The sequence below is a fragment of the Paenibacillus sp. FSL H7-0331 genome, from assembly GCF_001956045.1.
The window spans coordinates 1-21,372 of sequence record NZ_MRTH01000005.1 but is presented as its reverse complement, the minus strand read 5'-3'; the positions used below and the strand labels follow the sequence as shown (position 1 = coordinate 21,372).

Genomic DNA, 21,372 nt, shown 5'->3' with positions numbered 1-21,372 from the left:
GAATGAGCCGTGGGCTCATTCTCTCTTATGCATCATCAGGACATTTCTGGAGGATATCCATGACTGCTAATCTTTGGAGAGTATCGGGATTGATCGCAGCCGCTTTAATATTGCTGGTTTGCCTAATCTCAAGCATTATGTTTGGAGCTACCAATTTCCGTTTCGCCACCGCTTGGCAAACGCTCATGCATTACGATGAAGCCGTTCGTGAACAGGTGATTATACATACGACACGCATGCCACGGGCATTCATCGCAGCAGCCATCGGGGCCAGTCTGGCTATTGCCGGAGCCCTGATGCAGGCATTAACCCGCAATCCGCTTGCAGCGCCAAGTGTGCTTGGTGTGAATGCAGGGGCTACTTTTTTCATCGTATTCGCAGCAACAGTACTATCCGTCTCCTCGCTTTCCGTTTTGATGTGGATCTCATTCCTGGGAGCTGCTGCCGCTGCAGCAGCTGTGTATGTGCTCGGCTCCATGGGAAGAGACGGTTTAACGCCTATCAAAATTATTTTGGCGGGTTCGGCGATGACAGCTTTATTCTCTTCATTGACACAAGCGATGCTGGTCGTCAACAAACAAGTACTGAGCAGTGTATTATTCTGGTTAACCGGGTCCATCGCCGGACGCTCGCCGGACATGCTGCTTGCTGTGCTTCCTTATATGATCGTATGCTGGCTGGCTGCTTGTGTCATTGCACGCGATGTCAATTTACTGTTGATGGGTGAGGATACTGCCAAGAGCCTTGGACAGCGTACAGTTGTGATCAAGACGGTGGCAGCGATCATCATTGTCGTGCTCGCTGGCAGCTCAGTTTCTGTCGCCGGACCCATCGGTTTTATCGGCATTGTCATTCCGCATATATCCCGGTTTTTCGTTGGAATGGATTATCGCTGGGTCATTCCCTATTGTGCGCTGCTCGGTGCGATTCTGCTGATTTTGGCCGATCTGGTCGCCCGCTTTATTATGATTCCTGAAGAAATGCCGGTTGGTGTTATGACCGCCATGATCGGAGCTCCGTTCTTTATCTATATGGCTCGAAAGGGGATTGCCAAAACATGAAACCGTATGTCCCCATCCGCTCTGTCCGCGGGCGTATATCCTTTTTAATTCATAAGAGAACCGTGCTCGTCATTGCAGCGCTGCTCATTGTATGCACGACCGCATTTGTGGTCAGTACAGGACTTGGAGAAATGTATATCCAGCCCCTTGATGTCATTCGCAGTGTATTAGGTATAGGCGCTGAGGATCAAACCATGATTATTCAAAAGCTGCGTCTTCCTCGCATATTGCTGGCACTGCTGATCGGTGCTTCATTAGCATCCTCAGGTGCGATCCTGCAAGGGATGATCCGTAACCCCATGGCGTCACCAGACATATTGGGCGTGACGGGTGGTGCTGCCGTAGCGGCTGTTGTCTTTCTGACGTACTTGGCCAAAACGATGAGTATACGACTGCTTCCGGTATCCGCCATGCTCGGAGCAGCCGTTGTGGCCGTTGTCCTCTATGCGCTTGCCTGGAAAAAAGGAGTCACCCCATTTCGTCTTATTCTGGTTGGCGTAGGAGTCTCCACCCTGATGTCGGCCATGACCACGATGATGATCATTTTCAGTCCCAAAAATGATGCGGGCCAAGCCTATCTATGGCTGACGGGATCTGTATACGGAACAAATTGGGAAAATGTATTTACGCTGCTGCCGTGGACTGTCATTCTGATTCCACTAGCCTTCCTGCTGGCTCGGCACGTCAATATTCAGCAGCTCGGGGACGATGTCGCTGCCAGCGCTGGAAGCCATGTAGAGCGCAATCGATTGGTGCTGCTGCTGTTAAGCGTTGCCTTGGCCGGATCAGCCGTTTCCGTGGGCGGTGGTATCGGGTTTGTCGGACTGCTGGCCCCACATATGGCTCGCAAGCTGGTCGGCACCAGCTTCGGCAGTATACTGCCAGTCTCTGCGCTGCTTGGAGCGATCATCGTCGTCGTTGCCGATCTCGTTGGCCGCACCTTTTTTCTCCCTTTGGACATCCCTGTAGGTGTGTTTACTTCTGCAGTAGGGGCCCCGTTCTTTATTTATTTGTTGTACACAAATCGTAATGCCGTATAACAGGAGCCAGACGAACCTTACGCACAAGGAAGGGTTCGTCTGGCTATCCTTGATTATTATCGATTCATGCGATGGATTGGAGACCTGCTCATGAATAACCAGCCGCGATACCCAGCTCCGTATTCGATTTACTTTCTGCACTCGATACACAAACGTCGTTACTGTAAGGAGCTGATGCGATATCGTCATTTTCCGGTCACAATGATTTGCTTCATTATCAAGGGCACGGGGACACTATTGATCGATAGTAAGCTTATTGAAATCAAACCTCTGCAGCTCTATATATTCAAGCCCAACATGGATATCGAAATCGCTTTACAGTCCGAGTCGATCGAGTATTACACAGTTATGTTCAGACATTTCACAAGTGCTGCTGTGGGTAAAAACCATCAAAGCATTCAACTACTCCGTGCGCCTCTGCCTGCATTTCCTGCGGGTTATATTCCTATGGAAGATCCCGCAAATGTTCAAGCACTACTTCACTCCCTCTATGAGAAAAGAAATGAGCCTGCGGATCCTTTCCAGTCTCATATTCAATTTCAGGAGCTGCTGCAGCAAATTCTTCAGGCTCCTGCCCATGATTCGGTGAAACCTTTAATTCGGCACAGCATACAGCAGATCACAGCGTATATGCAATCGAACTTTGCAGGCAAGCTCGACATGGTCAAGCTTGCGACAATGGCCGGGATGACGACCAGCTCCTTTTCCCGATTATTCAAGAAAACCATAGGGGTATCCCCCATTGAATATTTGACTCAACTGCGTATGGAAAGTGCCAAACACCTGTTGTCCAAACCCGGATACAAGATTAAGCAGGTATCCGCAGCAGTCGGCTATGAAAATGAGTTTTATTTTAGCCGAATGTTCCAGCAAAAGGTCGGCGTATCCCCTACTTTTTTCATGACGAGGTATAGGTTGAAGATCGCCGTTGTCTCTTGCTTGAAATTCCAGGACAGCCTGCGTTCACTTGGCATTGAACCTATCGTTCATGTGAACTGCTTCAAATATCCCGGTATGGGAGACAGCGAGCACGCTCATGTTTTGTCCTGCCGTTTGCAGGAGCTTGAGCACGCTCAGCCCGACGTCATCATCGCCGACATGTTCCATCAAGAGTTTCAAGAGGAATTAATCAGGATTACACCTACCGTGATGTTTGCCGTAGATCCAGATTGGAGCGTCAACTATCGAAATATAGCCGAGCTGCTTGGACGAGAGGAAAAGGCGGAGCAGGAACTTAACCAGTTGGCTTTACATACGACTGCAGCACGGAGACTGCTTGCACGCAGTATGGATAATCAGACGGTTACGCTCATGCAGGTCAACCACCTTTTTGTCAGGATTCAGGGAACGATCGATCATCCTCTCAATGAATTGATCTACCAGGAGCTTGGTTTAAAACCCGGCAGCAATATGCCAATGCAAACCAAAAGCATTGAGTTGGCTCCCCAATGGCTTCCTCCACTGGAGACCGACCATTTGTTTATTCAAAAAAACCATCTGCGTGCGGGCAGTGAAAACATGTACGAGCAAATGTGCGGTACGCATGCATGGAAGGCGATCAAAGCCGTTCAACAAGGTAATGTTATGTTAATTCCCAATTGGTTTAGTATGAGTTGGACGTCTGGTGGCAGAAGGGCAATTATTGACCAACTAGTAGAGTATCAAAAAAATACAAAATAACAGACAAATTACGATATGGACTTCCAACGCCCAGAAGGTTAGCATCAATAATGAAAATCATTATCAATAGATGCTAACTTAACAGGGGGAAGAGAAGTATGAAGCACATATCTATTTTAATCGGACTCATCCTGCTGCTGGTCCTGGCAGGCTGCGGCATTACTCACACCAATCTTGGCGGCAGTCCCGGTGATTCAGCACCCGCCGCTACTGAAGCGGTTCAACCGAAGGAAGCAGTACCCGTCAAAGAGAACAGCAGCACCGCTATAGTCAATAAAACGATAACCCATGAAATGGGCACATTCACTCTCAACAAAACACCGGAGCGTGTTGTTTATTTATTTGCCGGCGCCGTCGACATTGGAGTCGCACTTGGAGTCAAGCCAGTCGGTGCGGTAGAATCTGTCGATCAGAAACCATGGTTCCGCTATTTGGGCAGCACCATGAATGGGGTAAAGAGCCTCGGTGAGGAATCGCAGCCGAATATCGAAGCCATTATTGCTCTCAAGCCAGACCTTATTATCGCAACCAAAGTTCGTCACGAAAAAATATATCCGCAGCTTTCTTCCATCGCGCCCACCATTGTAACCAAAGATTTGGCTGATTGGAAGGTAAATATCAAACTGATGGCAGACGCTTTGAATAAACAAGAGGCCGAAGCGACAATCATAGCGGACTGGAATACTCGTATAGCCGGGTTCAAACAAAAGATGGGCGACAAGCTGTCTACAACCGAGGTTTCGATCATCCGTTTCGAAAAAGATAACAGCGCCAAATTTTATGTGACCGGCTTTCCCGGTTTAATTATTAAAGAGCTCGGCCTGCCAATTCCCAAGGCACAACAGATTGAAGGCCTTACCGGCTCTGGGGTCAATCTCATCTCCAAAGAGCATATTCCTCAGTTAGACGGTGATTATATATTCGATATCACCACGCAGCTTCCCGATCAAAAAAACACTCTTCAATATCAGCAGGAGTGGATCACCCACCCGATTTGGAAAGATTTAAAGGGAGTTAAAAATGGAAAATATTTCAAGGTTGATCCCATCACTTGGAATCTCGGTGGAGGTGCCTTGGCCGCCAAGCTGATTCTGGATGATCTCTACACCCACTTTGGTATCCAATAAGTCTACTCAAAAGTTATTCGCTCTTCATTTTCACTTCATTTGTGAGAATGAGGGGTTTTTGCTATCCAAAAAGATTGACAAAGCACAATATCCTTGTTTTAATCATGTTATTGAGAATCATTATCGTTGCTACAGGATTGAATCGAACTTCTGGATCGGAGACTCGTTTTTATGACAAATAAACCCAGCTCCCCAACGCCCCATTCTGTATGTTTTCTTACCTCCATCCGCAGCCGTCGGCATCATAAGCGGTACAAACTGCAGTACAGCCATTTTCCGGTTTCGATGCTCTGCTTGATTACCCAAGGCAAAGGTACTGTGCTCATAGATCAGAAGCGTTATGAATTTGAACCTCAACAATTATATTATTTAACTCCAGGCATGAACATAGAGTTATCTGTGGAGTCCGAGAACCTGGCCTACTACTCCCTGGAGCTTGAGCACTATGTCGGTTCGCAAGCATCGCCCCCAGTCGCAGGCAGTCACAAAAGGTTGAATTTACACGGCACAGACACACCTTTGTTTCCCCTTGGCCTTATCCCTATTCGCAAATCGAATACCCTTCTTCATAAAGTTCAGCAGCTGTATGAGGACAGCCTCCAGCCCAATGATCCATTCAAGCACCATTTACAATTTCAGGAGTTGCTCCTTACCATTATGGAGCATTCCACGGAACAACAACCGACTGAATTTCCTGCTGCCCAAGGTATCGAGCAGGCACTTGCTTATATGCAAACACACCTTGATGAACAGCTGGAGATGAAAACTTTGTCGAAAATGGCAGGACTGACAGCGAGCTCCTTTTCCCGCTTGTTTAAAAAAACGGTTGGAGAAACACCTGTTGCTTATTTAAGTCGTCTGCGCATGGACAATGCAAAGGAGCTGCTGGGCCAGCAGGATTGTAGGATCAAGGAGGTATCCAAGGCTGTCGGCTACGAAGACGAATTTTATTTTAGCCGTGTGTTCCATCGCACAGTAGGTGTATCTCCTACACTGTATATGAAGCGAAACCGGATGAGGATTGCTGTCGCTTCCTGCACCCGGTTTCATGATAACCTGCTATCGCTTGGTATCGAGCCTGTCGCCTCGATTAATTGCTGCCGCTATCCGGGTATGTCTGATGCTGAATATGAGCACCTGCTAGCTGCCCAATGGGAAGAGCTCGCTCATGCGCAGCCAGACCTGATCATAGGAGATCGATACCATCAGGGCTTCCATCATCAATTCAACAAGTTGGCCGCGTCATCGATACTGCTGACTAGTCCGGATTGGCTTGTCAATTATCGCAAGCTGAGCTCCATGCTAGGCAGGCATCAGGAAGCTGAAGCTACGCTCAACCAACTGGCTCTGCGTGTTACGTCCGCGCGGCGTATGCTGCACCATAGCATGGAGAACAAGACGGTCAGTGTCATGCAAGTTACCCACGCTTGTGTACGAATCCATGGTACCGTCAACCATCCTTTGAATGAATTGATCTATCATGACCTTGGTTTAAAGCCGGGAAGAAATGTGCCCTTGAATTCTCTATCGTTGGAGGTACAGCCTGAATGGCTGCCTCCACTGGAGGCTGACTATGTATTTGTGCTGCAAAAAAACGTTCGTGCTGGCAGCGAGGCTATCTATGAACGCATGCGCAGGACGCATGCATGGAACTCCATTCAGGCCGTCCAAAGCAATCAAGTGAGGCCCATCCCGCAATGGGTCCGCATGAGCTGGACACCTAATGGAAGAGCTGCGATTATCGACGAAATTTTGAGTATAACAGGCACGGAGCACACTTCGAGCTAAGCCGCAATGCCGTTCATTATCTGTATCAAATAAAAAAAGCCTGACTGCTTCCTCAGGGAAGCAGTCAGACCTATTTAATGATGTTAAAAGAAAAAAGGACTTCCGTAACCATAACCGCCGTAACCACCATATCCTCCATACCCACCATAACCGGCAAAAGGGGCCGTACCCACTGCCAACAGATCGAATAATACGAGTGGTATTAATGCCGACACTCTCGCTTTACCTTTTGGGGGAGCCACGATCAAACGGTTTCCACTGATGCGAACCAGCTTACCGCTTACAGCTGTACCGTCTTTTTTGATTGCATAAATGTTCTTGCCGAGCAGCTTCTGAACATCCTTCTTGAGAATCGTTGGACGCATGTCATCAACCTCCATTCTTAAGCCATACCCGAGTTGCACGGCTTACCGTGTCTCAGGCTACGCTATAGAGTATGGAAGTCAAAACCCAGTTGCTTGTACAGTTGTACCGTTACACTTTACGCAATCGGCCTAATTCGACGGTTATCGCTTCAATCTCGCTAATGCTGAATTTCGATTTAGCAGCTACCATTTCGTACAGGTCTTTCAAATCCTCATATTGATTATCGTTCAATGAAGATGCCTTGAGTGCAGCTCCACTTGCCATCCGTAGCTTTTTTTTAATTTCTTCCATCATGATTTCCGTGTTGGCCAACGTATTTTCTGTTAAATCCATGGCTCTTGTCATCCTTTCCCGACCCAGCTCGCCAATAGGCTAACCTGTCCTCTTGTAGTCATTCGTTTATTATACCACGTTTTGTGATGACACCGAGGATAGTTTATAATAGGCTGACAAGGAGGCGATTTCCATGATTCACACCCTACATCTTCAAACCAACCACCGCGATGAAATGATCGATATCACTCAACACATAACCAGGCTCTTAAAGCAGGATGCAATCGAGGATGGTACCGCTGTCATTTATTGCCCACATACGACTGCAGGCATAACCATTAATGAGAATGCAGATCCTGATGTAAAAAGAGATGTACTTATGCGTCTCAATGAAGTCTATCCATGGGAGCATCCCCAATACCAACACGCCGAAGGCAATACGGCTGCCCATCTCAAGGCGATCACTGTCGGCTCCTCACAAACTGTACTCGTAGCAGGCGGGCGCCTGATTCTCGGTCGTTGGCAAGGTATTTACTTTTGTGAATTTGATGGACCTCGCCAGCGACATGCTCTGGTTCAATTCACATCTAGCTGAGCAAGCCTTCACTCAAAAACTTCACATGCTGCTCGGCCAGCTTTTTGACATCGTCATACGACTGCTGGTAATGAATATTATAAGATATAAATCCATGCATTGACATGAACAGACTCCAGGGCAGGCTGTACATTTTCGACTCATTATTCGGTTGACGGGCAATAACGGAACGCACTACTGTCGCGAATAAATCGAGACATTCAGCCTGCTCGGTACGTGAGTATTTTTGCAGCTCCGGATCGTTAATCATAAACATAATTTCATAATGATAAGGATTCTCAAGACCAAACCTGATAAACTCCTGCATCAGCTTCTGCAATTGTCCAACATCGCCCATACGGGTACGGGCCAGCATCTCGCGTTGACGATTCAGCAGCATATTGAAATCCTCATTAACCAAAGTATAAAATAAATCCGCTTTTTCTTTAAAATGATAATACAGCGCTCCGTGACTGTATCCCATGGCTTGGGCGATACTGCGCATCGTTAAAGTTTGATACCCGTGTTCAGCGAAAAGCTGTCGTGCTCCCTCCAGAATCCTTTCGCGACTAAGCTCTTGCGCTACTGCTTTTCTGGCCAACACCATTCACTCACTCTCTGTGGATACTCTCAGGAAAATCTTCACAACTCATAGTTTATCATTTAATCATGGTATAGCAAGAGGAAATATCGGCAATATGATCTGATAATGATCTTATATGCCTGTGGTGCCCGCCCCATCCTGATTCCCTACTGCATGCTCTATGTAGCGTTCATCACCCTGTATAATCACGCCTTGACCTTGTGTAACATCCTGTACCCACCCAGTAAACGCATCCGCTTCACCTGCAGTCGGCAAACAGATCAGGGTTACCTTGTCCGTAAAATGGGTGTCTTCAACCAGCACTTTGCGACCACGCAGCTCGTTCTCCATTTTGCCATGCCACGTATAATCGATCTCCACATGTATTTCCTTGTGCAGCACCTGATACACCGGGACGGCTGCGGCGATACCAATAACAGCTCCATCGGTGTAAGCACGAATCAGTCCGCCAGCCCCCAGCATAATTCCGCCAAAATAACGCGTAACCACAACGGCGACGTTTTTCAAGCCCTGATTCTTGATAACCTCCAAAATCGGACGTCCTCCAGTCCCACTTGGTTCGCCATCGTCAGATTGCTTCTGGATCTCGTCCCGCTGCCCGATCATGTAAGCCGAACAGTTGTGATTAGCCAGCTTATGCTGCTGCTTGATGCTTTCGATAAAACGTACAGCCTCATCCTCTGTAGCCACTGGCCTCGCATGTCCGATAAACCGGGATTTCTTGATCACCATCTCATCGATTCCCGGCCCTTTGACTGTTTTATACTGAGCCAGCATTGGCAAGCTCCCTCCTTATCCTCACTACAGTACCTGATTTGCAAAAAAGCAGCACACCCATCAATAAGCTAAGGGTGCGCCGCTCGATCCAGCATCATACATTACTTGGTAAGTCTAGCTTCCAGTTCTGCTTTTTCTTTCTCGTATCCAGGCTTGCCCAACAGAGCAAACATATTCTTCTTGTAAGCCTCAACACCCGGCTGGTCGAATGGATTGACACCCATCAAATAACCGCTGATTCCGCAAGCTTTCTCGAAGAAATAAACCATGTATCCAAATGTGTACGCACTTGTGTCCGGAATGGTGACGATCAGATTCGGTACACCACCATCTGTGTGCGCCAGCATCGTGCCTTCGAACGCTTTTTTGTTAACAAAATCCATCGTTTTACCGCTCAGGAAATTAAGCCCGTCCAAGTCATTCTCGTCCGTACCGATCGTAATTTGCTCTGCGGCTTCCGCAACCTGGATCACGGTTTCAAACAACGTACGATTTCCCTCCTGGATGAATTGCCCCATGGAGTGCAGATCTGTTGAGAAATCAACAGCAGCCGGGAAAATCCCCTTGTAGTCCTTGCCTTCACTTTCTCCAAACAGCTGCTTCCACCATTCCGATACAAAGTGCAAAGAAGGCTCATAATTAACTAAAATTTCTGTTGTTTTACCTTTACGGTACAAGGCATTACGAACAGCTGCATATTGATAGCTTTCATTTTCTTCCAGCTTTGGATTGCTGTATACTTCCTTCGCATCCGCCGCGCCTTTCATGATTGCTTCGATATCGACACCGGCAGCAGCAATAGGCAGTAAGCCAACAGCCGTCAGCACGGAATAACGTCCACCTACATCATCAGGAATAACAAAGGATTCATATCCCTCAGCTGTTGCCAGCTTCTTCAGGGCTCCCTTGGAATGGTCCGTCGTTGCATAGATCCGCTTACGCGCCTCTTCAACACCGTATTTCTTCTCCAACAGCTCACGGAATATGCGGAAAGCAATAGCCGGTTCTGTAGTTGTGCCTGATTTGGAAATAACATTGACGGAGACATCCTTGCCTTCAAGCAGCTGCAGCAAGTGAGTCACATACGTCGAACTGATGTTATTACCTACAAAATAAATTTCAGGCGTCTTGCGCTTGCCCTTGGGCAGCAGGTTATAGAAGGAGTGGGACAGCATTTCAATCGCTGCTCTGGCTCCAAGGTATGAACCCCCGATACCAATAACAACAAGCGCATCCGAATCGGACTGGATCTTCTTGGCCGCTTGTTGAATACGAGCGAATTCTTCCTTATCATAATCAACTGGCAGGTCGATCCAACCCAGATAGTCGGAACCCGCTCCTGTTTTGTTATGTAACTGATCATGGGCCAATCGAATCGGATCGGCTAAATAGTCAATCTCGTGCTGCTGGATAAAAGAAAGAGCTTTGCTGTAATCAAATTTTAGCTTGTTACTCATTTGTCATCCTCCTGATAATCATTATCATGGGTACATAAAGATAGGATACTGTAATTGGGAACTGAATTGCAAGTCCATCATTCCCTCAGTCAGCTTGAAATGCTACAATAAGAGCAGAGGTGATTAGCTAATGAGGGTAGGATTTATTGGTCTTGGCACTATGGGTAAGCCCATGGTAATCAATTTATTGAGCAAGGGTTATTCTGTAAAGGTTTACAATCGCACAGCGGATAAGACCGCAGAGGTCGTCGCTCTTGGTGCCGTTGCTGTAAGTTCAGCCGTTGAAGTTGCTCAGGAAACGGACGTCATTATGACCATGCTCAAGGACGATGCTGCTGTATTGGAGGTCATTCTCGGTACTACAGGAATCATTCACGGTTTGTCTGCTGGCCAGACAGTAATTGATTGCAGCACCATCTCGCCCGATACAAGCCGGCAGATTCACGAAGCTTTGCTGGAGCGCGCTGTTGACTTTCTGGATGCCCCTGTTACCGGCAGCAAACCGGCAGCTGAGAACGGCACACTCGCCTTTATGGCTGGTGGCAGATTCGCGGCACTCGACAAACAGCGTTCACTATTTGAAGCTATTGGAACGAAGGTCATCTATATGGGCCCTTCAGGCTCCGGTTCCTCAGCGAAGCTCGCTCACAACACGATAGCCGCAGTCAATTTGCTTGGCTTTATCGAGGGTCTGGCGATAGCAACCAAAGCAGGTCTCGATCCTGAACGTTTTATTGAAGCTGTACTCGCAGGTGGAGCTTCCAGCAAACAGGCTGAATCCAAAGGCAGCAAGATCATCAACCGTGACTTCAGCTCACAATTTTCACTGCAATTAATGCTCAAGGATCTACTGCTGGCAGGTGAACTATCCAACAGCTATCAACTGCCTTTGCCGCTGCAGAAAGCAGCAACCAACTTGTTCCAGATCGGTTTATCCAAAGGTTTCGGTGACCAGGATATGAGCGCAATCGTTCAATGCTATGAAGAATGGATGCAGACGCTGGTCGTCAAGCAAGCTTCCGGCTACGAGCGCCGCAAAAACACGCGTTTACACATCGATATCCCGCTTATTTTATCTGTCCATCAATGGGAGCAGGAAGGCTCATTCACCGGACAAACGATAGAGGGCAAGCTCTATGATTTATCAGAAAGCGGTATGCAGATCGTATCCTCTTTCCCGCTATCGATGGATATGTTCGTCGTCATCCATTTCCCGAAGGAAGCGGATCTCCCTCCTATCACCGCCCGGGTCATCCGAATTGATAATGACAACGGAAGCTTCCGCTATGGATGTATGTTATCCGGACTGGCACCTTATGTACGTCTGAAAATCGAAGATTATATCGCTATTTATCCTTACATATCTGGAGATTACGAATCCACGACACAATAAATTTTTCGCCATACCCGTATTCCCAAAAAATACCCTGTCCAACCGCCATTCATGCGGGCGACAGGGTATTGTTTTTCATCTTTAAAGCTATTATTCGGCAATGTATGAACAAATATAATCGGTAGCTGTTTTGACTTCCAGCTTGAATTTGGCATTAGCCGGAACCGTGAATTCACCTGTACCATTAATTTGCAGCCATTCCGTCGTACCTGGCAGCAGCACGCTCAGCTCTCCGGCTTGAATCTCCATAATTTCCTTGGTATCCGTTCCGAATTCATATTCACCAGGCAGCATAATACCAAGCGTTTTTTTAGTGCCATCGGCGAATACGATTGTACGGCTTGTTACTTTTCCGTCGAAGTATATATTCGCTTTTTTAATAACGCTCACTTGCTCAAATTGTGACATGGTTGGTTTCTCCTTTCACTATTCTTTCTTATTTCAGCAGCTGCTTCACACGTGCTACTACATTTTCAACCGAGAAGCCGTACTCTTTAATAACAACAGGGCCCGGAGCTGAAGCACCAAAGCGGTTAATACCCAATACATCGCCTTGATCACCCACATAACGATCCCAACCGAATGAATGTCCCATCTCAATGGCAAGACGCGCTTTAACGCCAGGAAGAATAACGGAATCTCTGTATTCCTGGGATTGCTTGTCGAACAGCTCCCAGCTTGGCATACTGATGACACGAACAGCAATTCCTTCTGCAGCCAGTTCCTTCTGTGCAGCGATAGCCAGTTGTACTTCTGTACCGGTAGCGATCAGCTGTGCTTGTGGTTGACCATTGTCCGCATCGGACACTACATAGGCACCGCGTTTAAGTGAATCCTTCGCTTGCACAGTACCATCTAGTTTTGCTGCTGCTTGACGGGAGAAGATCAAGGCTACAGGGCCTTTTTTGTTCTCAACCGCATAACGCCAAGCTGCCGCTGTCTCGTCGCCATCTGCCGGACGGATCACGGTAACACCCGGAATCACGCGAAGTGCAGCCAATTGCTCGATAGGCTCATGCGTAGGACCATCTTCACCGACACCGATGCTGTCATGTGTAAATACGTAGATAGCCGGTACACCCATGATGGAAGCCAGACGAATTGCCGGACGCAGGTAATCCGAGAATACGAAGAACGTACCGCCGAATACTTTCAAGCCTCCATGCAGCAGCATTCCGTTAACCGCAGCACCCATACCGAATTCACGAACACCATAATAAATATTTTGGCCGTTATAATTTTTGGCTGTTGCTACGCCAAGATCCTTCAAATGCGTCATTGTGGAAGACTCCAGGTCAGCAGATCCACCCACAAGCCAAGGTACATTTTTGGCAATAGCATTCAATACGATACCGGAAGCCGTACGTGTTCCTTTATCAGCAGGTGCGCCTTCTGGAATATCCTTATCCCAGCCTTCAGGAAGGTCGCCGCTAATAGCTGCTTCGAACTGCTTAGCCAGCTCTGGATAAGCTTTAGCATATTCAGCAAACATTTTTTCCCAAGCTGCGTTGGTTTGGATACCTTTTTTCTTCACTTCAGCAAAATGCTCAGTTACAGCCGCAGGAACGAAGAAATCTTCTTCTGCTTCCCAAGCATATGCCTTTTTGGTTAACACTACTTCTTCAAGACCAAGCGGGGAACCATGCGGTCCCAAATGTCCGCCCTTGCCACCTTTGTTCGGGCTGCCGTATCCAATTACCGTTTTCACTTCAATTAAAGTAGGACGATAATCCGTATGAGCCTGATTCACAGCTTCATGAATGGCATTCAGGTCGTTACCGTCGTCTACACGAAGCACCTGCCAGCCATAACCTTCAAAACGCTGCATGACATTTTCGGAGAATGACAGGTTCAGCTCGCCGTCGAGCGAAATATCATTGGAATCGTACAAAACAACCAGCTTGCTCAGCTTTAAATGTCCAGCCAGTGAAGCTGCCTCGGAGGAAAGACCTTCCATCAGGTCGCCATCGCCGCAGATCACATATGTATAATGATCCACTACACGGAATTTATCTTTATTATAAACAGCACCCATTTGTGCTTCTGCAAGCGCCATACCAACAGCCATACCCAAGCCTTGTCCCAAAGGACCCGTAGTTGCGTCTACACCCGCTGTATGTCCAACCTCAGGGTGACCCGGAGTTTTACTTCCCCATTGACGGAATTGCTTAAGCTCTTCCAGTGGCAGGTCATAACCGCTTAAGTGAAGCAAGCTGTATAGCAGCATAGATCCGTGGCCCGCGGATAATACGAAGCGGTCGCGGTTAATCCAAGTCGGATTTTCTGGGTTATGATTCATAAATTTCGCAAACAGCTCGTACCCCATAGGTGCAGCACCCATTGGCATACCGGGATGTCCGGATTTCGCTTTTTCAATTGCATCGATCGACAACGTACGAATCGTATCGATGGATAATTGTTCGATCGCTTTATTAATTACCGTCATAAATAGAACCTCCTAAATTTGTTGGCGCAATTTGGACTCCACACAGCTAATTATTGATCATGTTAACGTGTGCATAAAAGCCTTTAGCACAAAAAAGCTCACTCGCACCATTTTACCATTGTCCGTTTCGGTTTGCCAGCCAAAACCTGCGGACAACCAAAAAAAAATCATTTTTTAAAAGTAAACTGCATACGAAGGAATTCTCCTTGCGTTGACGAATATGTAGTATTCGGATTTAGAATATAGGGTAATTTGAACGATGGGAGTCGATCATGAATCATTTATTATTGGAGTTGGCTAATAAAAGTCAAACCTATCGAAAGATGCTCAACTTATATTGGATAACGATTATATTGACCATCCTGCTGGAATTTCTGATCCATCGTATGGAAACGTTCTCAGCTCCCTATACCTATTTCTACATATTGGTCATGCAGACCTTGGTGCTGTCAAGCATTACCGGGGTCGTCGAAATGCTGTACCGCTATCGCAAGATCCATAACGACGATCTTTTAATCGTGACCGGTATTATTTACGCGTCCAGCATTATTTATATGAACCCGACGATTGGCATCGTACCCGCGATTTATATATTCCCGATACTCACGTCCGTACTCTCCTTTAACAAAAACCGTATCCTGCTTGCTTATTGCCTGGTCATTGTCAGCTTTACGGCTTTATACGCTTTCTCCCCAATTCTTCGTGTCAGCATGCAAACTAATGAATTGATTGGCATCCTGTTTCTCTATATCGGGGTGACTGTTATCGCTATGACCATTTCAAGCAACGGCATTGAACTACTTAACAATCTGAAGCACACCACGCAGACCAAACAGGAGCTGCTGGTCAAAACGATTATAATGGACAAGCTTTCCAAGATGGATGCTTTGACGGATCTATACAACCATAAAACCTTTCATGAATATTTGGAAAAGCTGATTGATCAAAATGAACGCAACCATCTCCCACTGCAGCTAGCTATTCTCGATATCGATAATTTCAAGCATATTAATGATACCTACGGCCATTGGGTAGGAGATATTATTTTACAGCGGGTTGCCTTGATCATCAAAGAAACCGTAACCTCTAACGACTTTGTCGCTCGTTATGGAGGTGAGGAATTTGCCATTATTTTTGCCGATAAGTCGATGGATCAATCGTATCTCATTGCTGAGCAGATCCGCCAAAAGCTCAATTTAACGCTGCACCCCGAATTGGATTCCAAAGCTGCCACGATCAGTATAGGTCTGCAAAATTATGCCACAGGCGAAGGCAAGGAGGCTCTGTTCAGAGGAGCAGATGCTTCACTCTATATCGCCAAACGATCCGGCAAAAACAAAACGGTCGTTCAAATGCCTGCTTCTCAACAATCGGCTGGAGGTTGATTCCAGACTGAATATAGGCCAAAAAGACTGCCCTTAAGAAAAAGGTACAGTCTTTTTTTGTGTGTTCTGCTATTTAATTAAATACGACAGTTTTATTCCCATGCACGATAACCCGATCTTCTACATGCCACGAAACGGCGCGTGCCAGCACAATTCGCTCGATATGGCGGCCAATTCGTTTTAGATCGTCAACGTTGTCACGATGACTGACGCGCTGGACGTCCTGCTCGATAATCGGACCTCCGTCAAGCTCCTCGGTTACGTAGTGTGCAGTGGCCCCGATAATTTTCACACCACGATTATGAGCCTGTGCATAAGGCTTGCCGCCAACAAAGGCGGGTAGAAATGAATGATGAATATTAATAATCCGATTGGCAAAATGTTCAATAAATTTAGGTGAAATAATCTGCATGTATCTTGCCAGCACAACAGCGTCAACTTGACCCATGACCAATTCAAGCTGTCTGCGTTCGGCATCAGCCTTCGTGTCGGCAGTGACCGGAATATGGTGATAAGCGATCCCGAACGATTCTACCAAACCGCGGAGATCATTGTGATTGCTAATAACCATCGCGATCTCTGCTTCCAGATCTCCAGCCTGCCACTGCCACAGCAGCTCAAGCAAAGCATGATCCTCCTTGGAAACAAAGATGGCCAGACGCTTCTTGCGACCTGCACGGTTAATTGACCAATCCATGCTAAAACGATCTGCTACTTTGGCAAACTCACTCTTCAGCTGTTCCCGACGTCCATCCAGATTATCCAGATCAAATTCGATTCGAATATAGAACATTCCCCCTTGCGGGTCAATCGTGTATTGATCAGACTGGACAATGTTAGCTCCATGCTCAAATAAAAACCGTGAAACCGCCGCAACGATCCCCGGCTGATCCGGGCAGGCTACAAGCATCCTGGCCCGGTTTTTCAAATCATCTCTAATATTCTTTGGTGCTATATTCGGTGTCATAATACGACTGGCTCCTTATAGATTCATTTTATAGATTGGGCGGTTTACTTGCCCTTGGCGAACCAACCGGTTATCCGTTGATTGATCTGTTCTTCGCTTAGCTCAGGGAACAAACGTTCTTCACTTACGGTATCAAACAACCGTTCCATGGGCTCGCGTCCATCGTCCTTCTTGGCTTTGGCATCGGTTTTCAAGACATCCCAGGTCTGAAGCACGAAATCCCGGTGCTCGATATCCCGTTTCGTAAAGAAATGGGACAAGCGTTCTACATCTTCCATAAATTCACCGCCAAAGCGCTGTTCCACATTACCGTTAAGCAAAGCAATTTCCACTTCGTACATCGGCCGCTGTGTTTTATCGTTTTTGCCGATCCAGGGTGTTTCCAGAATAAGCGGTAGATGCTTCAGCTTGTCGTGGTGAACGATACGGTTCATCGCTTCAAAGCCGATCCATCCAGCCCCTACCGGAGCATGGCGATCTTTACCTGCGCCCTTCGGATTTTTGCTGTCATTCAGATGCACCACACCAATGCGATCCAACCCGACTACCTTGTCAAAATGCTCCAGTACCCCGTCGAGGTTGTTAATAATATCATAGCCAGCATCATGAATGTGGCACGTATCCATACAGACCGACAGCTTTCCGTTATCCCCTACCATGCCAATGATCGCCGCAAGCTCTTCAAAGCTCCGTCCAAGCTCCGAACCTTTACCTGCCATCGTCTCCAAAGCAATGTTCACATTCGTGTCCTTAACGCCTTCGAGCACTTCATTCAGTCCTTGCGCAATCCGTTTCAGACCAAATTCCGCATCCATATCCGTATAAGCGCCAGGGTGGAGTACAATTTGCCTCACACCCAAATAATCCGTACGCCGAATTTCTTCCTGTAAGAAACGAACCGCAAGCTCGAACGTATCTTCCTTATAAGACCCCAAATTAATAATATAGGGCGCATGTACAATAATCTCACTCATGTTATGCTTGTCCATCACCGCCTTGCCTTCTTCGACAAACTGCTCTTCGATCGGCTTACGGCGTGTATTTTGCGGGGCACCTGTATAAATCATAAACGTCGAAGAGCCGTAGGATACAGCCTCTGTCGCAGCATTCAACAATCCTTTATCTGAAAACGATACATGGGAACCTATTCTGGGCATCGCAGGATTCATCTCCTTTATTTTTCACACCTCTCCATTTTACTAGGATTGGAGCAATAAATCTAGAAATATCAAGTGAAATGTCGGGGCGTAAGCGCCAAGAACACTTTTGATGATCGATAAAATAAGTTATACTAAGCATGAGGTGACAATTACGATGAACTCTTGGTTTATGTGGTTTATATTATTTTGGGTTTTCGTGCTCATTACGTTTATGTCAATTGGCGGCTTTTTTATGTTCCGCAAATTTATGAAGGTGCTGCCGAAGGCCGATGGAAAGTCCAAGCTTGATTGGCAAAATCATTATGTAGAAACGTCGCGGCATCTATGGACCGATGAGTCCAAGGCGCTGCTGGATGTGTTGGTCGATCCTGTGCCATCGCCATTCCGGGATATTGCGCGCCACTCGATTGCCGCCCGGATCGCACAACTCGCATTGGAAGGCAACGCCTCCTCGATCACTCGGGAGCATTGCATCGAAGGTTATATTTTGGCCACTCCCAAACGCGATTACAATAGCTTGACCTCCTACCTGGACAAAAAGCAGATCGATTACAGCGCGTATCGACATCTGCTGAATTAATGCGATCTTCGGGTATGAGCAAATAAGGGCGTCCCCTCACAGCCACTTTGGATGAGGGACAGCCCTTATTTGTTTTGCCAGAACGAAATTTCTCTTGAGAAAAATCGAATTGATTAAGATTTACGCTCCGTAGTCTCTCTTAACGGGTGTCTCGCAATGCCTTCAATCTTCCCGGATAGTCCGTAATGATACCAGAAACTCCTGCATCCAGTGCCTTGCGCAGATCCTCTTCCTCATTAATCGTGTAGGGATACACATATAAGCCGTTTTGTATCGCATCCTGTACGTCCTCTGCATCGATCAGGCGGTGATAAGGATGCAGGGAGAACACCTCAACTCCCACCGATTCTGCCATCCTCCGATGACTTTGAAAATTAGCCGTATATAGCAAGCCGATTTTGAGCTCAGGCTCCGCCTGCTTCAGACGAACCAATATTTTATGATCAAAGGAAGATATGATAACGTTGTGCAAACGGTCAAACTGCTGAAGGAGCTCAAGCAAACGCTGCTCCAGTCGGCTGCTATAGGCGCACTTCACTTCTATATTAATGAGGATATTTTGTGGTATAAGCGCGAACACCTCTTCTAATACAGGAAGCTTCTCTCCAGCAAAATGGGGGGAAAACCAGCTGCCCGCGTCCAGCTTCTGAAGCTCTTCCTGTGTCATTCGGCTAATCAAGCCTTGGCCATTGGTTGTACGGTCCACACTGGCATCATGGCATACGATAAGTGCTCCATCCGCAGATTCGTGGATATCGAGCTCTAACGCCTCTGCTCCCTGCTCCACAGCGAGCGCAAATGAACCCAGTGTATTTTCAGGAGCTTCTCCCGCCGCCCCGCGATGGCCGATGATGATCGTTGTATTACCGTTTGTTTTCATAATGTGATCCTCCTACAGATATAATAAGCTTGCCTGGCAAGCCTCTCTTTCAGATGCCAATCCTCGTTTACGGTAACCATTCAAATAATGAACAGGGTCAAGTTCCGCTAATCGCAGACACTCAACCCTGTTCCCAATAGATTGTGGGCAATCAAATCCGAATATCCAAGGTTTTGCCTAGATTCGGATGCTGAGCCGCAGCAAAGTCCTGCAGCATCACAGCTGCCTGGGCAGCTTGTGTATCCTGTACTTTCCCTAACAAGGTAATTCCAACGGCTTGCTTCAAAGCATCTCCAGTACTGACAGCAGCTAATGCACTACTAATTTCCATGTTATCACCTGCTTCCCTGGTTCAATAATAAAGCCCACCTCATACCTATCGGCTAATCCGCATGCATTTTTTAGCTGCAATACTCCCAATTGTTCCCTTTTGGCGGTTACTCCCTAAGTGCATCACGCAGCTTGCTGGACATACTGCCTTCGTCTTTGCTGTGTAGTATATCCCTAAGTCTAACGATCTCCTGCTTTAATCTCCTGTTTTCCTGGCTGAGCTTCTCCATATTATCCAGCATGATCGGCTCCCGCTCAAGAGCATCCAAAGCACTCATCACACCTTGAACGAAGTCGTCGCTGCCCTGTACATGCTGATGAAGCTGGTCCCGCAATTCATTGCATTTATTCTTATGAAGATCGCTCATGTTTATCCACCTATACATTTATTTTCTTTCCAGCAGCAACTGCTTGATTTCCGCCAGTTCTGACCTGATTTCATTTTTAAACTCTAACAAATTCACTTCGCTCATTTTACTTTCAAGCTGATGCAAATGATTGCGAATTTGGTGAATCTCTTGCTCTGCTTTATAGTTGATGGCATAGTCAATCACAGATTCCTGCTTATCCCGAGCCGCTTGCCTATTTTGCGACATCATAATGATAGGTGCCTGAAAGCCTGCCAGGAAAGATAATACCAGGTTTAACAAAATAAAAGGCGATTCGTCAAAATGAATGACTTTAGTAAAAGTTAAACTATTAACAACAATCCACAAGATCAAAACGGCAAAGAACACATTAATAAATTTCCAGCTGCCGCCAAACTCAGCTATTCGATCAGCAAGCCTGTCCGACCACTTGGTAGAATGAAAATAATCATCATTCAGTCTGGATGTGACTTTTTTTTCGAAATCTTCCACCAATCGCTCAATTCTGCGTTGCTTGTCCATTACTCATTTCCTTCCCTGTCAGAAGCATACCCGGCAATGGCCAGCAGTTCTCCATTATGCTCGACCTTCAGCGCATAGGCAAGGGCTATCACATTATCTCTGGATGGATGAATCCTGCCGTTCTCGATTGAATTCAGGATGGAGTAGCTGATGCCCGATTTCTCACCAAGCTTGCGTAAGGAAAGGTCCCTCTGCTGTCGTAACTCCTTCAGCTTACTTGCAAATTCCATTGGTCTTTCTCCTCGCCTGGGTCCCCTTATAAAGCTCAATTATGGGGATTGATTAAATGGTATTATACCATCAACGAAGACAATACCCCAACAAAATACAGCCAATTCTCAGGAAACAATGTTTATTTTGTGTAAAGAAAAACACTTGGCGTGATATGCCAAGATTGAATATATTACACAGTAACCTACGCAAGAAAATGATATCAATAAGATAGACTTAAAATGAACAAGAAGACCCTTAAACATCAAGGGTCTTCTCGTTTGCAACTGGTATGCGGTCGGCGGGATTTGAACCCGCACGTCCATGGGACACTACCCCCTCAAGATAGCGTGTCTGCCGTTCCACCACGACCGCGTATAAGAA

The 21,372-nt window shown here is 46.8% G+C and carries 23 protein-coding genes and 1 tRNA gene; 9 read left to right on the top strand and 15 right to left on the bottom strand.

The genetic code is table 11. The features are described from left to right. The first annotated feature begins 59 nt into the window (after nucleotides 1–59). The 5 genes from BK127_RS08820 to BK127_RS08800 all read left to right on the top strand — a co-directional run bounded on the left by BK127_RS08820 (nucleotide 60) and on the right by BK127_RS08800 (nucleotide 6,696). Nucleotides 60–1,061, top strand: a complete 1,002-nt coding sequence (locus tag BK127_RS08820) for a FecCD family ABC transporter permease (protein WP_076229675.1) — start codon at nucleotides 60–62, stop codon at nucleotides 1,059–1,061. Next, on the top strand, nucleotides 1,058–2,101 hold the full coding sequence (locus BK127_RS08815; RefSeq protein WP_076229674.1) for a FecCD family ABC transporter permease: 1,044 nt from the start codon (nucleotides 1,058–1,060) through the stop codon (nucleotides 2,099–2,101). The genes BK127_RS08820 and BK127_RS08815 overlap by 4 nt, the downstream gene beginning before the upstream one ends. A 90-nt stretch (nucleotides 2,102–2,191) precedes the next feature. Beyond that, a complete protein-coding gene (locus BK127_RS08810) occupies nucleotides 2,192–3,781 on the top strand; it encodes an AraC family transcriptional regulator (RefSeq protein ID WP_076229673.1) in 1,590 nt (529 codons plus the stop codon). 98 nt (nucleotides 3,782–3,879) lie between these two features. Beyond that, a complete protein-coding gene (locus BK127_RS08805; protein WP_076229672.1) occupies nucleotides 3,880–4,908 on the top strand; it encodes an ABC transporter substrate-binding protein in 1,029 nt (342 codons plus the stop codon). Between the two features lie 171 nt (nucleotides 4,909–5,079). Further along, entirely contained in the window at nucleotides 5,080–6,696 is a 1,617-nt protein-coding gene (locus tag BK127_RS08800; protein WP_076229671.1) for a helix-turn-helix domain-containing protein, read from the top strand. A gap of 83 nt (nucleotides 6,697–6,779) precedes the next feature. On the opposite strand, the gene BK127_RS08795 is transcribed toward BK127_RS08800, so the two are convergent. Both BK127_RS08795 and BK127_RS08790 read right to left on the bottom strand, forming a co-directional pair. Beyond that, nucleotides 6,780–7,061 (bottom strand): 50S ribosomal protein L33, encoded by a 282-nt coding sequence (locus BK127_RS08795; RefSeq protein ID WP_076229670.1) that lies wholly within the window; start codon nucleotides 7,059–7,061, stop codon nucleotides 6,780–6,782. A 109-nt stretch (nucleotides 7,062–7,170) separates the two neighbouring features. Beyond that, nucleotides 7,171–7,395 carry a DUF1128 domain-containing protein gene (locus BK127_RS08790; protein WP_076229669.1) on the bottom strand — a complete coding sequence of 75 codons (225 nt, stop codon included), beginning with the start codon at nucleotides 7,393–7,395 and terminating at the stop codon, nucleotides 7,171–7,173. Between the two features lie 133 nt (nucleotides 7,396–7,528). Here BK127_RS08790 and BK127_RS08785 point away from each other — a divergent pair, with 133 nt between their 5' ends. Continuing rightward, nucleotides 7,529–7,930 carry a secondary thiamine-phosphate synthase enzyme YjbQ gene (locus BK127_RS08785; protein WP_076229668.1) on the top strand — a complete coding sequence of 134 codons (402 nt, stop codon included), beginning with the start codon at nucleotides 7,529–7,531 and terminating at the stop codon, nucleotides 7,928–7,930. Here the strand turns inward: BK127_RS08785 and BK127_RS08780 are convergent. The 3 genes from BK127_RS08780 to BK127_RS08770 all read right to left on the bottom strand — a co-directional run bounded on the left by BK127_RS08780 (nucleotide 7,923) and on the right by BK127_RS08770 (nucleotide 10,747). Further along, on the bottom strand, nucleotides 7,923–8,510 hold the full coding sequence (locus BK127_RS08780; protein WP_076229934.1) for a TetR/AcrR family transcriptional regulator: 588 nt from the start codon (nucleotides 8,508–8,510) through the stop codon (nucleotides 7,923–7,925). The two genes, BK127_RS08785 and BK127_RS08780, sit on opposite strands and share 8 nt — an antisense overlap. Before the next feature lie 114 nt (nucleotides 8,511–8,624). Further along, complete coding sequence (locus tag BK127_RS08775; protein WP_076229667.1) at nucleotides 8,625–9,290, bottom strand: YigZ family protein; 666 nt, start codon at nucleotides 9,288–9,290, stop codon at nucleotides 8,625–8,627. 101 nt (nucleotides 9,291–9,391) lie between these two features. Then, nucleotides 9,392–10,747, bottom strand: coding sequence for a glucose-6-phosphate isomerase (locus tag BK127_RS08770; RefSeq protein WP_076229666.1), 1,356 nt, complete (start codon nucleotides 10,745–10,747; stop codon nucleotides 9,392–9,394). Between the two features lie 130 nt (nucleotides 10,748–10,877). On the opposite strand from BK127_RS08770, the gene BK127_RS08765 reads away from it, so the two are divergent. Next, complete coding sequence (locus BK127_RS08765) at nucleotides 10,878–12,140, top strand: NAD(P)-binding domain-containing protein (protein ID WP_076229665.1); 1,263 nt, start codon at nucleotides 10,878–10,880, stop codon at nucleotides 12,138–12,140. 90 nt (nucleotides 12,141–12,230) lie between these two features. On the opposite strand, the gene ppnP is transcribed toward BK127_RS08765, so the two are convergent. Both ppnP and tkt read right to left on the bottom strand, forming a co-directional pair. Next, nucleotides 12,231–12,548 (bottom strand): pyrimidine/purine nucleoside phosphorylase, encoded by a 318-nt coding sequence (ppnP, locus tag BK127_RS08760; RefSeq protein WP_076229664.1) that lies wholly within the window; start codon nucleotides 12,546–12,548, stop codon nucleotides 12,231–12,233. A 28-nt stretch (nucleotides 12,549–12,576) separates the two neighbouring features. Continuing rightward, nucleotides 12,577–14,586 carry a transketolase gene (gene tkt, locus BK127_RS08755; protein WP_076229663.1) on the bottom strand — a complete coding sequence of 670 codons (2,010 nt, stop codon included), beginning with the start codon at nucleotides 14,584–14,586 and terminating at the stop codon, nucleotides 12,577–12,579. 272 nt (nucleotides 14,587–14,858) lie between these two features. On the opposite strand from tkt, the gene BK127_RS08750 reads away from it, so the two are divergent. Continuing rightward, nucleotides 14,859–15,971: a GGDEF domain-containing protein gene (locus tag BK127_RS08750; protein ID WP_076229662.1), complete on the top strand. Its 1,113-nt coding sequence runs from the start codon at nucleotides 14,859–14,861 to the stop codon at nucleotides 15,969–15,971. A gap of 73 nt (nucleotides 15,972–16,044) precedes the next feature. Here BK127_RS08750 and purU read toward each other — a convergent pair whose 3' ends face one another. Both purU and BK127_RS08740 read right to left on the bottom strand, forming a co-directional pair. Further along, entirely contained in the window at nucleotides 16,045–16,938 is an 894-nt protein-coding gene (purU, locus tag BK127_RS08745) for a formyltetrahydrofolate deformylase (protein ID WP_076229661.1), read from the bottom strand. Nucleotides 16,939–16,982: 44 nt separating this feature from the next. Next, nucleotides 16,983–18,095 (bottom strand): deoxyribonuclease IV, encoded by a 1,113-nt coding sequence (locus BK127_RS08740; RefSeq protein WP_076229660.1) that lies wholly within the window; start codon nucleotides 18,093–18,095, stop codon nucleotides 16,983–16,985. A gap of 157 nt (nucleotides 18,096–18,252) precedes the next feature. Here BK127_RS08740 and BK127_RS08735 point away from each other — a divergent pair, with 157 nt between their 5' ends. Next, on the top strand, nucleotides 18,253–18,678 hold the full coding sequence (locus BK127_RS08735) for a DUF2621 domain-containing protein (RefSeq protein ID WP_076229659.1): 426 nt from the start codon (nucleotides 18,253–18,255) through the stop codon (nucleotides 18,676–18,678). A gap of 139 nt (nucleotides 18,679–18,817) precedes the next feature. Here the strand turns inward: BK127_RS08735 and BK127_RS08730 are convergent, their stop codons facing one another. The 6 genes from BK127_RS08730 to BK127_RS08705 form a co-directional block, all read right to left on the bottom strand. After that, nucleotides 18,818–19,558, bottom strand: coding sequence for a glycerophosphodiester phosphodiesterase (locus BK127_RS08730; protein WP_076229658.1), 741 nt, complete (start codon nucleotides 19,556–19,558; stop codon nucleotides 18,818–18,820). A gap of 151 nt (nucleotides 19,559–19,709) precedes the next feature. Next, a complete protein-coding gene (locus BK127_RS08725; protein WP_076229657.1) occupies nucleotides 19,710–19,889 on the bottom strand; it encodes a putative motility protein in 180 nt (59 codons plus the stop codon). Between the two features lie 106 nt (nucleotides 19,890–19,995). Next, nucleotides 19,996–20,256: a type III secretion system effector protein gene (locus tag BK127_RS08720; RefSeq protein ID WP_076229656.1), complete on the bottom strand. Its 261-nt coding sequence runs from the start codon at nucleotides 20,254–20,256 to the stop codon at nucleotides 19,996–19,998. Between the two features lie 18 nt (nucleotides 20,257–20,274). Then, nucleotides 20,275–20,778: a DUF1003 domain-containing protein gene (locus BK127_RS08715; RefSeq protein WP_076229655.1), complete on the bottom strand. Its 504-nt coding sequence runs from the start codon at nucleotides 20,776–20,778 to the stop codon at nucleotides 20,275–20,277. Next, the gene (locus BK127_RS08710; protein WP_076229654.1) at nucleotides 20,778–21,008 is read right to left on the bottom strand and encodes a helix-turn-helix domain-containing protein; all 231 of its coding nucleotides are present in this window, start codon (nucleotides 21,006–21,008) and stop codon (nucleotides 20,778–20,780) included. Before BK127_RS08710 ends, BK127_RS08715 begins: the two co-directional genes overlap by 1 nt. A 273-nt stretch (nucleotides 21,009–21,281) precedes the next feature. After that, nucleotides 21,282–21,363 (bottom strand) — tRNA-Leu (locus BK127_RS08705). Between the last annotated feature and the right edge of the window lie 9 nt (nucleotides 21,364–21,372).

What these genes read in the sequence shown, in the direction of transcription:
- tkt (WP_076229663.1), bottom strand. Translation starts at nt 14,586, where the DNA reads ATGACGGTAATTAATAAAGCGATCGAACAATTATCCATCGATACGATT.
- BK127_RS08765 (WP_076229665.1), top strand. Translation starts at nt 10,878, where the DNA reads ATGAGGGTAGGATTTATTGGTCTTGGCACTATGGGTAAGCCCATGGTA.
- BK127_RS08730 (WP_076229658.1), bottom strand. Translation starts at nt 19,558, where the DNA reads ATGAAAACAAACGGTAATACAACGATCATCATCGGCCATCGCGGGGCG.
- ppnP (WP_076229664.1), bottom strand. Translation starts at nt 12,548, where the DNA reads ATGTCACAATTTGAGCAAGTGAGCGTTATTAAAAAAGCGAATATATAC.
- BK127_RS08775 (WP_076229667.1), bottom strand. Translation starts at nt 9,290, where the DNA reads ATGCTGGCTCAGTATAAAACAGTCAAAGGGCCGGGAATCGATGAGATG.
- BK127_RS08725 (WP_076229657.1), bottom strand. Translation starts at nt 19,889, where the DNA reads ATGGAAATTAGTAGTGCATTAGCTGCTGTCAGTACTGGAGATGCTTTG.
- BK127_RS08785 (WP_076229668.1), top strand. Translation starts at nt 7,529, where the DNA reads ATGATTCACACCCTACATCTTCAAACCAACCACCGCGATGAAATGATC.
- BK127_RS08795 (WP_076229670.1), bottom strand. Translation starts at nt 7,061, where the DNA reads ATGCGTCCAACGATTCTCAAGAAGGATGTTCAGAAGCTGCTCGGCAAG.
- BK127_RS08820 (WP_076229675.1), top strand. Translation starts at nt 60, where the DNA reads ATGACTGCTAATCTTTGGAGAGTATCGGGATTGATCGCAGCCGCTTTA.
- BK127_RS08720 (WP_076229656.1), bottom strand. Translation starts at nt 20,256, where the DNA reads ATGAGCGATCTTCATAAGAATAAATGCAATGAATTGCGGGACCAGCTT.
- BK127_RS08790 (WP_076229669.1), bottom strand. Translation starts at nt 7,395, where the DNA reads ATGGATTTAACAGAAAATACGTTGGCCAACACGGAAATCATGATGGAA.
- BK127_RS08750 (WP_076229662.1), top strand. Translation starts at nt 14,859, where the DNA reads ATGAATCATTTATTATTGGAGTTGGCTAATAAAAGTCAAACCTATCGA.
- BK127_RS08815 (WP_076229674.1), top strand. Translation starts at nt 1,058, where the DNA reads ATGAAACCGTATGTCCCCATCCGCTCTGTCCGCGGGCGTATATCCTTT.
- BK127_RS08735 (WP_076229659.1), top strand. Translation starts at nt 18,253, where the DNA reads ATGAACTCTTGGTTTATGTGGTTTATATTATTTTGGGTTTTCGTGCTC.
- purU (WP_076229661.1), bottom strand. Translation starts at nt 16,938, where the DNA reads ATGACACCGAATATAGCACCAAAGAATATTAGAGATGATTTGAAAAAC.
- BK127_RS08740 (WP_076229660.1), bottom strand. Translation starts at nt 18,095, where the DNA reads ATGCCCAGAATAGGTTCCCATGTATCGTTTTCAGATAAAGGATTGTTG.
- BK127_RS08805 (WP_076229672.1), top strand. Translation starts at nt 3,880, where the DNA reads ATGAAGCACATATCTATTTTAATCGGACTCATCCTGCTGCTGGTCCTG.
- BK127_RS08810 (WP_076229673.1), top strand. Translation starts at nt 2,192, where the DNA reads ATGAATAACCAGCCGCGATACCCAGCTCCGTATTCGATTTACTTTCTG.
- BK127_RS08770 (WP_076229666.1), bottom strand. Translation starts at nt 10,747, where the DNA reads ATGAGTAACAAGCTAAAATTTGATTACAGCAAAGCTCTTTCTTTTATC.
- BK127_RS08800 (WP_076229671.1), top strand. Translation starts at nt 5,080, where the DNA reads ATGACAAATAAACCCAGCTCCCCAACGCCCCATTCTGTATGTTTTCTT.
- BK127_RS08710 (WP_076229654.1), bottom strand. Translation starts at nt 21,008, where the DNA reads ATGGAATTTGCAAGTAAGCTGAAGGAGTTACGACAGCAGAGGGACCTT.
- BK127_RS08715 (WP_076229655.1), bottom strand. Translation starts at nt 20,778, where the DNA reads ATGGACAAGCAACGCAGAATTGAGCGATTGGTGGAAGATTTCGAAAAA.